Genomic DNA, 14,200 nt, shown 5'->3' on the forward strand with positions numbered 1-14,200 from the left:
ATTTACGACGGCGGATCGGGCGTCGAGTTGAATAAAGCCCACTTTGCGCTCTGCGATACACCGCAAGACCAACCTGGCCAACTTTCTGCGCAATGGCTGAAAGCGCTCGCAGCGGGCGCCTTACCAGTTCACTTGTCCTCATGGCCTGTCCCCGAGTGGTTCCCGCAGGACGCTTTTTTTGATGCGGGTCAGTTCGCTGACAGGCAGGCTTTGGATCGTTTTCTGAAAGCACTTTCACCAGACGTGTATCAAGCCATGTGCGCGTCGCTGAGCGACTTTCTTAACGGGCCGGACAGTTATCCGTATTCCATAGATTGCTGGATAAATATTTTTACGTCCGTTATTGCTGAGCATGCAATTGAAATACGTGGCCTTACGCCAAAGCTGAGTGTCGTTATTCCGGCCTACAACTACGGTCGATTCTTGAGGCAGGCCGTGCAATCGGTTTTGAACCAGGGCCTGGACGCTGTCGAGATTTTGGTTCTGGACAATGCCTCTACTGATGACACGCGTCAGGTCGTAGCGGCCTTTGCCGGTGATTCGAGGGTCCGTTACATCCGCAATCGCTGGAACATAGGGCCAGGTTTCAATGTTCAGAGTGGGATTCGCGTTGCCACAGGCGAGTTTCTATCCTTGCTCATGGCCGACGACTTCCTGAATCCCGGGCATTTGCAGCGACTCATCGGTCTGCTGGACGCCAACCCGCAGAGCGCATTGGGCTACACCCCCATACGTTGGGTGAATGAGTCGGGGGCTGAGGTGCAGGTGCAGAGGCATCCGGGTTATCGGCATGGCGATTACGTGGGAGGGCGCAACGAAGTTGCCGATCTGCTGGTTTACGACAATTACATTACTCCCTCTGCTGCTGTCATTCGTCGCTCTGCGTATCTCGCCGCATGTAATTGGGAGCGAACTCTCAAAGGAGCAGGTGATTGGGAGATGGTGATTCAGCTTGCTGAGCGCTATCCGGACTTCGTCTTCGTCAATGAGCCAGGAGTCAGTTACCGGTTGCATGGCTCGCAGTACTCCAGAGGATTTTATGCTTCCACAGCGCCGCTGGAAGACCATGTGCTCCTGCTTGAGAGTGTATTGCAGCGTGGCGGTGCTGGACGCTTGCAAGGTCGAGAGTTGGAAGTCGCTGCACACGTGCAGCGTCGTTTGTCGCAGTTTCCGAACGAATTTGATACCCAACTTGGCAGGCGAGCGAGGGCATTGTGTGAGCAGTTGAAAGCACTGGTGTCTGAGAAAAAGCCGCTCTTTTCGATCCTGCTTACGACTTATAACCGGCCAGCGCTGCTGTTGGATGCTCTGCGCAGCTTAGCCGCGCAGAGGCTGCAAGATTTTGAAGTCATTCTGGTCAACGATAATGGTGAACCGGTTGAGGCGCTGCTCGATGGTTTTGAGTTCGCATTGACTTATCTACGCCAAGGCGTCAACGGCGGTCCGGCTGCCGCTCGCAATGCAGCGCTTCGACTGGCTCGGGGGCGGTATATTGCCTACCTAGATGACGATGACCTTTTTCTGCCCGAGCACTTGCAGACGTTGGCCAGTGCTCTGGAGTACCAGCCTAATGTGGTGGTTTACTCCAACGCCTCTTTTGTGACCGAGAAGCTGGAACAAGGCGAGCGTACCGATCTCGCTCGCGAGCAGCGCTATGTCCACGACCGCTACTCGAAAGAGCAACTGTTTGTTGATAACTACATTCCGGTCAACACTTTTGCCTGCGCAAGAGAGCTGGTGCTGGCGGCGGGTGATTTTGACGAAACCCTAACGGGCCTGGAGGACTGGGAGTTTTTGCTGCGTTTGGCCGCTCAGGCTGACTTTGTGCATCTGCCAGATACCACTGTTGAAGTCAGAATGCGGGCGCCTGATGAGATCGACGAACGTCGCTCAGAGCGTGCAGCAAAGGATTACGCTGGGTTGTACCAGGAGATCTACCGCCGTCACTCGGACTTGGGCAGTGAGCGCGTGCGCAAGGCTCGTGCGGCCAAGTTACGCAGCCTGGGCGTGGTGGCCAAGGGTGATCCAACACCGGTGCGTACCTGGCTGTCGGCACGCAAGCTGACAGCGCCGCAGCAGCGCCTGGCCAAGGACTACGTGACGGCGCATCGCGAGGATAGTGCGCGCCTGACGGTGATACTGCTGGATCTGGACGGCGATGCAGCCTTGCGGCAGCAGTCGCTGGACTCGCTTGCCGTGCAGGTCGACGCGGGCAATATCGCCATGCAGGTGATGAGTGTCGATGCTGCGCCTGCGTCGTCGGCTGTGGCCTGGACCCAGTGCTCCGGGCAAGGCTGGCCGGCTCAGCTCAATGCACAGCTCGCCCAGCTCGACTGCGACTGGGTGATGCTGTTGCGGGCAGGGGACGAGCTGGTTGCCAGCGGCCTGCAGATGCTGTCGCTGGAGCTGCTGGCGAATCCTGATTGCCGCGCCATTTTTGCCGATGCGCTGTTCCGTCAGGACGGCAGCGACTACGGCGCTGCGCTGCGCCCTGACTTTAACCTCGACTATCTGCTCAGCTTCCCGCGTGGGTTATCGGCCAATTGGCTATTCCGGCGTGAAGCCTTGTTGTCGTTGGGCGGCTTTGCCGAGGATGCAGGCGAGATCATCGAACTGGATGCCATTTTGCGTCTGATCAACCAGCAAGGCGGCGTTGGCTTGGGGCACGTGGCTGAGCCGCTGGTGCTCAGCGATGCGCCGGTGCTCAATGACTCGGCTGCCGAACGTGCCGCGGTGTTGCGTCATGTGCAGGTGCGTGGCTACGAGCATGCGCAGGTTCAGGCGGTCCGGCCCGGCCAGTATCGGGTTGATTACGGCCATGTTGAGCAGCCGCTGGTCTCGGTGGTGGTTATCGTGCAGGACCAGATGGCCGCCGCCCAGCGTTGCGTCATGAGTCTGCTGGAGCATACGCGTTACCCGCACTACGAGATTCTGCTGATCGACAACGCCAGTGAACAGGCCACTACCCGCGAGTGGCTGCAGTCGGTTGAAGGCATGGGCAGTGAGCGTCTGAAGGTGCTGCGCACGCCCGAGCGCCTGATTTACAGCGATTTGTGCAACCAGGCGGCGCTAAATACCCAGGGTGAGTACCTGCTGCTGTTGCGCGCCGAGGTGGCGGTGCTGGATGGCGGCTGGCTGGATGCGCTGATGAACCACGCGCTGCGCCCCGAGGTGGGGGCGGTAGGGCCGAGGCTGGTGGATTCCGACGGCAAGATTACCCATGCGGGCCTGGTCCTGGGCTTACGCGGTCCGGCATCAAGCCCCTTTGTTGGTGAGGCGGCTGATGCGCCCGGTTACATGCAGCGCTTGCAGGTAGACCATAACCCCAGCGCCCTCGGCGATGCCTGTCTGCTGGTACGCAAGTCTGTCTACGTTGACCTTGGTGGGTTGGACGCGGGTGCTCTGGATGGCCAGGCGGCGGTGATAGATTTTTGCCTGCGCCTGGCCGATGGCGGTCACCTACTGGTCTGGACGCCGTCAGCCACGCTACTGCATGCCAGTGAACCCAGTGGCATGACCGTAGAGGTGGAAGATGCGCTCTATCAGCGTTGGCTACCGCGCTTGGCGCGTGATGCGGCCTACAATGCCAACTTCTCGCTGGTTCGCAAGGGCGGCTTTCAGCTGACCGATCCGCAGATTTCCTGGCGTCCGCTGGATATCTGGCGCCCGCAGCCAGTGGTGCTGGCGCATCCGGCTGATGTATTCGGCTGCGGGCACTATCGCGTCATCCAGCCATTTAACGCACTCAGTGAGGCAGGGCTGGTGGACGGGGCGCTCTCCCAGGGGCTGATGCACGCGGTTGATCTGGAGCGTTATTCGCCGGACGTGGTCATTCTGCAGCGTCAGATTGGCGACGAGCGGCTGGAAGCCATGCGCCGTATGAAGGCGTTTTCATCTGCCTTCAAGGTCTACGAGCTGGATGACTACCTGCCCAACCTGCCGATGAAGAGCGCCCATCGCAGCAATATGCCGAAGGACATTGTACGCTCGCTCAAGCGCGGTCTGTCGCTGGTGGATCGGTTTGTGGTCTCCACCGAGCCGCTGGCCGACGCGCTCAGCGGCTACCACCCGGATATCCGGGTGGTGCACAACCGGCTTGATCCGCGCTGGTGGGGGCAGTTGCCTGCCTCCACGCGCGGGCAGTCACGCAAGCCCAGGGTTGGCTGGGCCGGTGGCTCCAGTCACACCGGGGATCTGGAGCTGATTCTGGATGTGGTCAAGGAGCTGGCTGCAGAGGTGGAGTGGGTGTTTTTTGGCATGTGCCCCGACAGTCTGCGCCCTTATGTCCACGAGTTTCATCCGGGTGTCGCGATCAATCTGTATCCGCGCAAGCTGGCCGAGCTGAATCTGGACCTGGCGTTGGCGCCGGTCGAAGAAAACCTTTTCAACGAGTGCAAGAGTAATCTGCGCCTGCTGGAGTACGGAGCCTGCGGTTACCCGGTTGTCTGCTCTGACGTGCGCTGCTACGCCGGCGAGCTGCCGGTGACGCGCGTGAAGAATCGCTACCGGGACTGGGTGGACGCCATTCGCATGCATTTATCTGATGCCGACGCCTCGGCCGCGCAGGGCAAGGCGTTGCAGCACGCGGTGCGTGATCACTGGATGCTGGACGAGCAGGGGCTGGTTGCTTGGCAGCAGGGGTGGTTGCCCTGAACCGCTCACGGGCGACGAACGGTCACTAAAGGATTGTTGCCTGAGGTCGATAACTGAATCATGGCTGGCGGGGATGCCAGCGCTGCCATAGCTGACCGGACGAGTTCACCAGAGAAAAAATGAATTTCCTCCTAAAGCTTTCGGACAAGGTGTCGATACAGTAATCGAATGCGAACTCAATGGGTGCCTGGGCAGGTCCGGCCCACGAGTCGCAAGCTCAGGCAAACATTTTCAGGTCCTTTGGAGGCAATACCATGGCCCTTACAGTCAACACAAACACAGCTTCTCTGAACGCCCAGCGCAACCTGAACGGTTCGTCCAATTCGCTGGCTACCTCCCTGGAGCGTCTGTCTTCAGGTTCACGCATCAACAGTGCCAAGGATGACGCGGCTGGTCTGCAAATCGCCAACCGTCTAACCAGTCAGGTTAACGGTCTGGGCGTTGCCACCAAGAACGCCAACAACGGTATCTCCATCGCGCAGACCGCTGAAGGCGCTCTGCAGGAGTCCACTAACATCCTGCAGCGCATGCGTGACCTGGCTCTGCAAGCCGCCAACGGCTCTAACAGCGAGAGTGAGCGTGACGCGCTTAACTCCGAAGTCACCCAGCTCAAAACCGAGCTTAATCGGATCGCTAATACCACAGCCTTCGGCGGCAAGAAGCTGCTCGACGGCACCTTTGGTACTGAGTCGTTCCAGGTTGGTAGTGCAGCAAACGAAAATATCAGTCTGAGTCTGAAAGAGATGAGCACATCTGCTCTCGAAGGCACTGTATACGCACAGGAAGATATTGCGGGTGCAACTGCCGGTGCAGCGACGTCGGGCACCATTACCGTATCTGGTAGCGTTGTCAATGCTGACGGTGGACGTGTCTCTTTCAACGTTGAGGTAGAGGTAGAGGCAGGCACTTCTCAGGACGAGCTGACTGCGTTGACAATCTCTGCGATTAACGACGCCAATATTGGGGTTGGAGCATACGCAGACGGGGCATCAATTGATCTGGTATCGGCCCTTGGGCAAGGGTCGGGCAGCGCGACTGACGCCGGCTATATCACTGAACTGTCGGTTGCTACCACTGGTGGCGCCTCGGGGATGGCTGGCTTCACTGCGAACCTGTCTCAGGTGGCGAGCACTGACACCGAAGTTGCTGATATTGATATCCGCAGTGTACGTGGTGCTCAGGAGGGGATCATCATCATCGACCAGGCAATCGCCTCGATCGATGCTCAGCGTGCTGACCTGGGTGCGGTTCAGAACCGCTTCGAGTCCACTATCTCGAACTTGCAGAACATCAGTGAGAACGCCTCCGCTGCTCGCGGTCGGATCCAAGACACTGACTACGCGGCTGAAACTGCGAACCTGACCAAGAACCAGATCCTGCAACAGGCAGGTACTGCGATCCTGGCCCAGGCCAACCAGCTGCCCCAGGCCGTGCTCAGCCTCTTGGGCTAAGACCGGAACAGGGGTAACATGCGGGGGAAGGGCTAGCCTTTCCCCCGCTTTGTCCGTTGCGAGGTAAGCACCATGGAAATGGGTGTAATCAAACCGTTTGAAGTAACACGTTCCGTAGCAGGTTCGGGAGCGTTGGAGGCGGGCGCCGGTAGCATGGCCGGCAAGCAGACGGAAGCTGCGCAGGATAGTACATCGGCCCAGGCTGTCACTCCCCAGACTCGCGAGGCGGTGCAAGAGCCGGCCCAGGTCGATCGGGAGCAACTCCAAGCTGCTGTATCGGATATTCAGGATTTTGTTCAGTCGGTACGCCGTGACATCAACTTTGCGTTGGATGAAGACAGCGGCCGGATGATTATCAATGTAACCGAGGCGAGCAGTGGTGATGTGATTCGCCAGATTCCCTCGGAAGAAGCGCTGCGACTGGCCGAGAATCTGACGGAAATCCGCAGTGTATTGTTTGAGGCAGAGGCCTGATCTCTGTTGCCGGTTTGGCTGGCACGCTACTTGCCTGAGTAGACCGGAAACCTTCTTTCGGCAGGCGAGCCGTCAATAAACGGTCGCGAGGTAAGCATCATGGCTATTACAGGTATTGGCTCCGGGCTGGATATCAGCTCCATTGTGTCGGCGTTGGTCGAGGCTGATGGCGCGCCCAAAAGTGCCCAGCTGACACGCCTGGAGCGCGCAACAACCGAGAAGTTTACTGCTCTCGGCAGTTTCCGCAGCGCGCTGTCCACCTTTCAGGGCGTACTTGAGAAGCTCAATAGCGCCGATCTTTACGAGAAGCGCAGCGCGACCTCTGGTGACAGCAAAACCTTCAGCGTCACTGCTGACAGCACCGCGTCGGTGGGAAGCTACGATGTGCAGGTGTTCAACCTGGCGCAAAGCAGCAAGGTAGCCCTGCGTGGGCAGGCCAATGCAACTGATGCCGTTGGTACTGGCACCATGACCATTACCGCTGGCGACACGTCCGTCGACATTGATATAACCGACGCCAATAGCAGCCTTGCCGGTATCCGCGATGCGATCAACGCCAAAAGCGCTGACAGTGGTATGTCCGCCACGGTGGTCAGTGACCCCAATGGTGGTGGCGGTTCGCGTCTGGTTTTGAGCTCCAGCAAGGCCGGCACTGATAATGACATCAGTGTGGCTGTTACCACCGATGGGGCCGATACGGGTGACCTGGCGAGCCTGGCCTACACCCCGCCGGCAACCACCGACTTTGAACCGACTGCGGTGGATCCGCTTGATCCGCTTGCGCCCCGGGTCATCTCCTACGCTCGCGATGCCAATCTTTCCATTGATGGGCTGTCGATCAGTAGCGCTAGCAACACCATTGATGATGCAATTGACGGCGTTACTCTGACGCTCAAGGCGGCGCAGACCCAAGAAGATATCGATGCCGGTACGAGTATTAATTTGAGTGTCGGCTTGGACAAAGCGGGCGTGCGTACTTCTTTGCAGTCGTTTGTCGATGGTTACAACGCGATGATGAAAAGCATCAACGCGCTCACGTCCGTTACCAGCGTTGGCGGGGACGACGGCGAGCCGCTGGCTGCTGCTCTTGTGGGGGACTCCTCAGTACGCTCGGTGGTCTCTGCCTTGCGCACGGAAATGACCAGTGTCGCGCGTGGCGATGTGCGTATCCTGGCTGACCTGGGCATTACCACTCAGCGTGACGGCACATTGGCAATCGACAGCGATAAGCTGGATGATGCGCTGGACAATAACTTTGACGCTTTGAGCGGTTTTCTTTCTGGTGATGACGGCCTGATGGGGCGTCTTGACGCCAAGCTAGATCCTTACACCAAAAATGGTGGGATTATCGAAGGGCGTACGAATTCGTTGCAGAATACCCTGTCCGGTATTGATGAGCAGCGTGAGCGCCTCGAGTTGCGTTTGAACAGTATGGAGTCACGCCTGCTGGCGCAATTCAACGCCATGGACTCGCTGGTCGCAAACCTGTCGAGTACCAGTTCTTATCTAACTGGCCAACTGGCCAATCTGCCCGGCGTCGTGAGGGAAACCTGATCCTATGGCCAATCCGATTGATACCTACAAAAAGGTCAACATTTCCCAGGAAGTGTCCCAGTACCGTGCGGTCCAGCTGTTGCTGGACGGAGCCATTGAGCGCGTTAAGCTGGCGCGTCACGCCCAGGAGACCGGTAACCCCGAGCGCCGAGGTGTTGCTGTCAGCAGCACCCTGAGCATCATCGGTGCGCTGCAGGCGTCACTGGACAAGGATATGGGTGGTGAGATCGCCGAGAACTTGGATGCTCTCTATGATTACATGACCCGCAAGCTGGCTGGTGTTGCGCTGGACAACACGCCGCGCTCCCTTGAAGAGGTGCAGCACCTGCTGGGTGAAATCAAGCAAGCCTGGGATGCCATCGAACCGTCGTGATCGGGGCAGGTACCGAGAAAACCGGCGTGTTGCCGGTTTTTTTATGTCAGGCCTTCAGGTTTATGGTGTGGTGCCGATAAACCAAGCATGTACCACTTGCATGCAGGGCTTGTCCGATGAACGCTTACGCCGCGATGAAGCAATACCAGACCGTTAACGTCAATGCCCAGGTCAGTGAGGCCGACCCTCATCGCCTGATCCAGATGTTGATGGAAGGCGCCTTGCAGCGTATCGCTCAGGCACGCGGTGCCTTACAGCACGGTAACGTCCCGCTCAAAGGTGAGCAGATTGGCAAGGCGACGGCCATTATCGGTGGCCTGCGTGACGCCCTGAATGTGAACGAAGGCGGAGAGCTGGCGGCCAACCTCGATCGGCTATATGCTTTCATGCAGCAACGCCTGAGTCAGGCGAACCTGAAGAATGATGCAGCTATGCTCGACGAAGTCAGCGAGCTGCTGCGAGAAATCAAGGCCGGTTGGGACGGCATCCGCCAAGCGTGAGGAGTCAGACATGGCCAATGCCGTAGAGCAGTTGCAACATACCCACAGTTCCCTGATCGATGCCGTCAAGGCTGGAGATTGGCAGCAAGTTGGCGAGCTGGACCGGCTGTGTCGGGACCAGGTGCGCCAGGCGATGGAAGACCCCCAGCGCGATGATCAGCAGGTTGCTGTCGTGCTGGAAGACCTGAGCGAGACCTACCGCGAAGTGGTTGCCCTGTGTCAGGCAGTCCAAGGCAAACTGGCCGAAGAGCTGCAGGACTTGCAGCGCGGGCGCCAAGGCGCCAAGGTCTATCAGATGTTCCGCTGAGGCGGACAGGCGTGAGTCGCGTTCGCCGGAAAATGGCGCGCCAACTATTTGACTCGCCTGCCATTTCTGACTACATTTAGCCTCATGATAAAAGAGTATGGCGCAGCGCCATTACCGTGCTGCGATCATCCTTGCCTGCCAACAGGAAAGCCTCCCCGTCTATGCTGCCGAACAGCCATATTTTATTGATTGATGACGCTGCCCAAGGGCGTCATGATCTGGGCGTTATTCTGTCCTTTCTGGGCGAAGACGCCATTATTGCCGACAGCGAAGGCTGGCAGGAGGCTGTCAATGCGGCGGTCGATACGCCAAGCCACATCCGCTGTGTCATTCTCGGTTATTGCGCTCATGCCCAAGGCCTGCCCGCGCTGCTCGGCCAACTGGACAAGTGGGATGAAAACCTGCCGGTGATTCTGCTTGATCCGGAGCAGTCGCTGCTGTGGCCAGATCACCTCAAGCAACGCCTGCTGGCTGTGTTTGAGCCGCCTCTGAGCTACAACCATCTGTTGGATGCCTTGCACCGCGCTCAGGTCTACCGTGAGGTGTTCGAGGAAAACAGTAGCCGCCAGCGCCAGCGTGAGCCCAACCTGTTCCGCAGCCTTGTGGGTACCAGCAGACCGATTCAGGCTGTGCGCCAGATGATGCAGCAGGTGGCCGATACCGAGGCTACGGTGCTGATTCTGGGTGAGTCCGGCACGGGCAAGGAAGTGGTTGCCCGTAACCTGCATTACCATTCCCGCCGCAAGGATGCCCCCTTCGTGCCGGTCAACTGCGGCGCGATTCCGGCGGAGCTGCTGGAAAGTGAGCTGTTTGGTCATGAGAAGGGTGCGTTCACCGGGGCCATCACCAGCCGCGCCGGTCGCTTTGAGCTAGCCCAAGGCGGTACGCTGTTTCTGGATGAGATCGGCGATATGCCGCTGCCCATGCAGGTCAAGCTGCTGCGGGTGTTGCAGGAGCGTACCTTCGAACGTGTGGGCAGCAACAAGGTCCAGACTGCGGATGTGCGTGTTATCGCAGCGACCCACAAAAACCTGGAGCAGATGATCCAGGAGGGCGGCTTCCGCGAGGACCTCTACTATCGCCTCAATGTCTTCCCCATCGATATGCCGGCGATGCGCGAGCGTATAGAGGATCTGCCGCTGCTGCTCAATGAGCTGATCACGCGGATGGAAAACGAGAAGCGTGGCTCTATCCGCTTCAGCACCTCTGCCATCCTGTCGCTCTGTCAGCATGACTGGCCGGGCAATGTGCGCGAGCTGGCCAACCTGGTTGAGCGCATGGCGATCATGCATCCGCACGGCGTTATTGGTGTGGGCGAGCTGCCGCGCAAGTTCCGCTACGTCGAGGATGACCAGGACGACCTGCGTCAGCTGCGCGAGACCGAAGACGAGCGCGGCGAGGCCTTCAGTGGTCTGGTCGGGCTGGATAGCCCTGCTTTCCTGCCGCCGGAAGGGCTGGATCTGAAAGAGTACCTTGGTGGCCTGGAACAAACCCTTATTCAGCAGGCGCTGGATGAGTGTAATGGTGTGGTGGCTCGCGCTGCCGAGCGCCTGCGTATCCGCCGGACCACCCTGGTCGAGAAGATGCGCAAGTACGGCCTCAACCGCGGTGCCGACGCGTCAGAAGTCTGACATGCTCTAATCCTTTCATTTCCAACTCTTTGAAAATGAAAGGATTTTTTTTGTGGCACGATGATTGCTGAGTGTCCTCTGAACGTTATCCGTAACTCAGGGGATGCCACATGGCTGCCAAGGCTCATCTCAATCCGCACACCGCTCAGCAGGACGGCGCACCAGCGCCAGGTCTGGCCGAGGTGGACTCGGCTGCGCTGCAGGATGCTTACCAGCGCTTTCAGGGGATGTCCGAACAGCTCAGCGCCTCGCATGCCCTGCTTGAGCAGCAGGTGGTTCAGCTGCGGCGACAGCTGGCTGATGCCCAGGCCCAGCGCACCCGCGAATTGGCGGAAAAGGCGCGCCTGGCCGGGCGCCTGCAGAATGTGCTTAATCTGCTGCCTGGCGGTGTGATCATCCTCGATGGCCGTGGCGTGGTACGTGAGGCCAACCCGGCGGCGCGCGCTCTGCTCGGCGAACCGCTGGAAGGGCAGCTGTGGCGGGATTTGATCCAGCAGCGCTTTGCCCCCAGAGAAGACGACTATCACGAAGTATCCCTGCGCACCGGTCGCCGGGTCTCGCTGGCAACCCGCTCGCTGGAAGGTGAGCCAGGCCAGTTGATCCTGATTAACGACCTGACCGAGACCCGTCAGCTGCAAAGCGAGCTGGCGCGTAACGAGCGGCTGTCAGCGCTGGGGCGCATGGTCGCCTCGCTGGCCCATCAGATTCGTACTCCGCTGGCCTCGGCACTCTTGTACGCAGAACACCTGACTGACGAGACACTGCCCACCGCCCATCGCACTCGTTTTTCAGAACGTCTGCAGGGACGCCTGCACAGTATCGAACACCAGATCCGCGACATGCTGCAGTTTGCCAAGGGTGATCTGCCGATTGACGATACCTTGCCGGTATCCATCTTCCTGGAATGGTTGCAGTTGCAGGCCGACAGCGTGATTGAAAGTCGTGGCGGGTCCTGTCGCTGGGTCAACCTGATGCCTGCCGATGCAATGCTGCGTTGCAACCGTGACACCCTGGTCGGCGCAGTGATGAACCTGATCGAGAATGCCCTGCAGGCCGGTATGCCCGCACCGCGCCTGAAGGTTGTGGCTCGCCAGCTGGAAGGTCAGCTGAGCCTGACGGTGGTGGATGCAGGGCAGGGCATGAGCGCCGAACAGCTGGCGCGTATTGGTGAGCCTTTCCATACCAGCAAGCCGCAGGGCACCGGGCTTGGGGTCGCGGTGGTCAAATCGGTGGTCAAGGCCCATGGCGGCGCTTTCTATCTGCGCAGCAAGGCGGGCTGGGGGACTTGCGCCGAGGTTCTGCTGCCGCTGCGTCCGCTGGTCAAAGGCGAGGAGGTGGCGTGATGAAGGGTTCCAGCAGCCGTATTTTGTTGGTCGAAGACGATGACGCGCTGCGTGAGGCGCTGGCCGATACTCTGATGCTGGGTGGTTATGACTACTTGGAGGCGGCAAGCGCTGAAGCGGCGTTGAAGCTGCTGGAGCAAGAAAGCGTCAGCATGGTGGTCAGCGACGTCAATATGCCCGGCATGGATGGCCATGCCCTGCTGCGTACACTGCGCAGCCAGTATCCGCAACTGCCGGTGCTGCTGATGACTGCCTACGGAACCGTGCAGCAGGCGGTGACAGCCATGCGTGACGGGGCGGCCGACTATCTGGTCAAGCCCTTCGCGCCCAAGGCATTGCTGGAGTTGATTGGCCAGCACGCGCTAGGGAAGCTGGCACCTGCTGCGGACGGCCCGGTTGCGGTTGAGCCGGCCAGCATTCAGTTGCTTGAGCTGGCTGCTCGCGTAGCCGCCAGCGATTCGACGGTGCTCATCTCGGGTGAGTCTGGTACCGGCAAGGAGGTGCTGGCGCGCTACATTCATCAGCAGTCTCCCCGCGCCGGGCAGCCGTTTATTGCCATCAACTGTGCAGCCATTCCGGACAACATGCTGGAGGCGACGCTGTTTGGTCATGAGAAGGGCGCCTTTACCGGTGCAGTGGCGGCCCAGTCAGGCAAGTTTGAACAGGCCAATGGCGGCACTTTGCTGCTGGACGAGATTTCCGAAATGCCGCTGGCCCTGCAAGCCAAGCTGTTGCGCGTGCTGCAGGAGCGAGAAGTCGAGCGAGTGGGCGGGCGCAAGCTGATCCAGCTGGATATTCGCGTGATTGCCACCACCAACCGCGACCTGCCTGGCGAGGTAGCGGCGGGGCGCTTCCGCGAGGATCTGTATTACCGTCTGGGTGTCTTCCCTCTGCAATGGCAGGCGCTGCGCGAGCGGCCTGCAGATATTCTGCCTTTGGCTGAGCGTCTGCTGGCCAAGCATTGTCGCAAGATGAACCTGGGGACTGTCAGATTGTCGACGCAAGCCGCTCAGGCGCTGCAGGCGCACCCCTGGCCTGGCAACGTACGCGAGCTGGACAACGCCGTACAGCGGGCGCTGGTGTTGCAGCAAGGCGGCGTAATCAATGTGGGTGACCTGTATCTTGACGGTGTGATCAGTGGCAGCGGTCTGCGCAGCCCGGCCGCTCCTGCGCCGGCAGCGGTTGAGTCTGTCGCGAGCGAGCCTGCGTCTGCATCCTCCGAGCTCGGCGTTGGCGTGCGTCAGCGAGAGTTTCAGCTGATAGTTGAAGTGCTGCGCGCCGAGCGCGGTCGCCGCAAGGAGGCTGCCGAGCGCCTGGGTATCAGCCCGCGCACCTTGCGTTACAAGTTGGCGCAGATGCGTGATGCGGGCCTCGATGTCGAGGGCAGTCTGTTCGCCGGCATCTAGCAAATCATGCCTCCTGCCAGCCGGCGCAACCCTGCGCCGGCTGGCTTGTTTTGATCTCCCCCGCTGCCTTGTCTGTGCGGCGTCTGGGTGCCAATTTCACTGTTGGCACCATATTTGCTGAATACCCTGTAACACGATGCTAGCCGTCAATATTCGGACGGGTTGGAGGCAACAATGACTCAGGGTGTGGAATTCAATCGACTGATGCTGCAAATGCGCACCATGCAAATGGAGGCCATGGGCAAGCCGCAGCCTGTGCCGGCTGCCGAGCCCAGCGTCAATGGCCCGGGCTTTGACGATTTGCTCAAACAGGCCGTTGACCGCGTCAATGAACTGCAGCAGACCACCTCTGACCTGCGTACCGGCTATGAGCGTGGGGTTGAGGGTATCGACCTGACCGAGGTGATGATTGCCTCGCAAAAATCCTCAGTAGCCTTTCAGGCCATGACGCAGGTGCGCAACAGGATGGTTGCCGCCTACGAAGACATCATGAAAATGGCTATCTAGG

Annotated in this window: 11 protein-coding genes; all 11 read left to right on the top strand. The window is 59.4% G+C overall.

From position 1 onward, the window contains the following. Positions 1 to 255 precede the first annotated feature (255 nt). On the top strand, positions 256 to 4,653 hold the full coding sequence (locus BM116_RS04480) for a glycosyltransferase (RefSeq protein WP_407920298.1): 4,398 nt from the start codon (positions 256 to 258) through the stop codon (positions 4,651 to 4,653). 254 nt (positions 4,654 to 4,907) lie between these two features. After that, complete coding sequence (locus tag BM116_RS04485; protein ID WP_083723512.1) at positions 4,908 to 6,104, top strand: flagellin; 1,197 nt, start codon at positions 4,908 to 4,910, stop codon at positions 6,102 to 6,104. Between the two features lie 72 nt (positions 6,105 to 6,176). After that, positions 6,177 to 6,578: a flagellar protein FlaG gene (locus BM116_RS04490; RefSeq protein ID WP_083723510.1), complete on the top strand. Its 402-nt coding sequence runs from the start codon at positions 6,177 to 6,179 to the stop codon at positions 6,576 to 6,578. A 99-nt stretch (positions 6,579 to 6,677) separates the two neighbouring features. After that, positions 6,678 to 8,132, top strand: a complete 1,455-nt coding sequence (fliD, locus tag BM116_RS04495; protein WP_083723508.1) for a flagellar filament capping protein FliD — start codon at positions 6,678 to 6,680, stop codon at positions 8,130 to 8,132. A 4-nt stretch (positions 8,133 to 8,136) separates the two neighbouring features. Further along, on the top strand, positions 8,137 to 8,505 hold the full coding sequence (fliS, locus tag BM116_RS04500) for a flagellar export chaperone FliS (RefSeq protein ID WP_083723506.1): 369 nt from the start codon (positions 8,137 to 8,139) through the stop codon (positions 8,503 to 8,505). Between the two features lie 116 nt (positions 8,506 to 8,621). Then, on the top strand, positions 8,622 to 9,005 hold the full coding sequence (fliS, locus tag BM116_RS04505; RefSeq protein WP_083723504.1) for a flagellar export chaperone FliS: 384 nt from the start codon (positions 8,622 to 8,624) through the stop codon (positions 9,003 to 9,005). Positions 9,006 to 9,015: 10 nt separating this feature from the next. Beyond that, positions 9,016 to 9,312, top strand: coding sequence for a flagellar protein FliT (locus BM116_RS04510; protein ID WP_169847211.1), 297 nt, complete (start codon positions 9,016 to 9,018; stop codon positions 9,310 to 9,312). A 161-nt stretch (positions 9,313 to 9,473) separates the two neighbouring features. Continuing rightward, positions 9,474 to 10,943: a sigma-54 dependent transcriptional regulator gene (locus tag BM116_RS04515; RefSeq protein WP_083723500.1), complete on the top strand. Its 1,470-nt coding sequence runs from the start codon at positions 9,474 to 9,476 to the stop codon at positions 10,941 to 10,943. A 110-nt stretch (positions 10,944 to 11,053) separates the two neighbouring features. Next, a complete protein-coding gene (locus tag BM116_RS04520; protein WP_083723498.1) occupies positions 11,054 to 12,286 on the top strand; it encodes a sensor histidine kinase in 1,233 nt (410 codons plus the stop codon). Then, the gene (locus BM116_RS04525; RefSeq protein WP_083723496.1) at positions 12,286 to 13,692 is read left to right on the top strand and encodes a sigma-54-dependent transcriptional regulator; all 1,407 of its coding nucleotides are present in this window, start codon (positions 12,286 to 12,288) and stop codon (positions 13,690 to 13,692) included. Before BM116_RS04520 ends, BM116_RS04525 begins: the two co-directional genes overlap by 1 nt. A 174-nt stretch (positions 13,693 to 13,866) precedes the next feature. Continuing rightward, positions 13,867 to 14,199 (top strand): flagellar hook-basal body complex protein FliE, encoded by a 333-nt coding sequence (gene fliE / locus BM116_RS04530; protein ID WP_083723494.1) that lies wholly within the window; start codon positions 13,867 to 13,869, stop codon positions 14,197 to 14,199. The last annotated feature ends 1 nt before the right edge of the window (position 14,200 follow it).

This window comes from Halopseudomonas pachastrellae, from assembly GCF_900114765.1.
GTDB lineage: Bacteria > Pseudomonadota > Gammaproteobacteria > Pseudomonadales > Pseudomonadaceae > Halopseudomonas > Halopseudomonas pachastrellae.

What these genes read in the sequence shown, in the direction of transcription:
- fliS (WP_083723504.1), top strand. Translation starts at nt 8,622, where the DNA reads ATGAACGCTTACGCCGCGATGAAGCAATACCAGACCGTTAACGTCAAT.
- fliD (WP_083723508.1), top strand. Translation starts at nt 6,678, where the DNA reads ATGGCTATTACAGGTATTGGCTCCGGGCTGGATATCAGCTCCATTGTG.
- BM116_RS04485 (WP_083723512.1), top strand. Translation starts at nt 4,908, where the DNA reads ATGGCCCTTACAGTCAACACAAACACAGCTTCTCTGAACGCCCAGCGC.
- BM116_RS04480 (WP_407920298.1), top strand. Translation starts at nt 256, where the DNA reads ATGTGCGCGTCGCTGAGCGACTTTCTTAACGGGCCGGACAGTTATCCG.
- BM116_RS04525 (WP_083723496.1), top strand. Translation starts at nt 12,286, where the DNA reads ATGAAGGGTTCCAGCAGCCGTATTTTGTTGGTCGAAGACGATGACGCG.
- fliE (WP_083723494.1), top strand. Translation starts at nt 13,867, where the DNA reads ATGACTCAGGGTGTGGAATTCAATCGACTGATGCTGCAAATGCGCACC.
- fliS (WP_083723506.1), top strand. Translation starts at nt 8,137, where the DNA reads ATGGCCAATCCGATTGATACCTACAAAAAGGTCAACATTTCCCAGGAA.
- BM116_RS04490 (WP_083723510.1), top strand. Translation starts at nt 6,177, where the DNA reads ATGGAAATGGGTGTAATCAAACCGTTTGAAGTAACACGTTCCGTAGCA.
- BM116_RS04515 (WP_083723500.1), top strand. Translation starts at nt 9,474, where the DNA reads ATGCTGCCGAACAGCCATATTTTATTGATTGATGACGCTGCCCAAGGG.
- BM116_RS04520 (WP_083723498.1), top strand. Translation starts at nt 11,054, where the DNA reads ATGGCTGCCAAGGCTCATCTCAATCCGCACACCGCTCAGCAGGACGGC.
- BM116_RS04510 (WP_169847211.1), top strand. Translation starts at nt 9,016, where the DNA reads ATGGCCAATGCCGTAGAGCAGTTGCAACATACCCACAGTTCCCTGATC.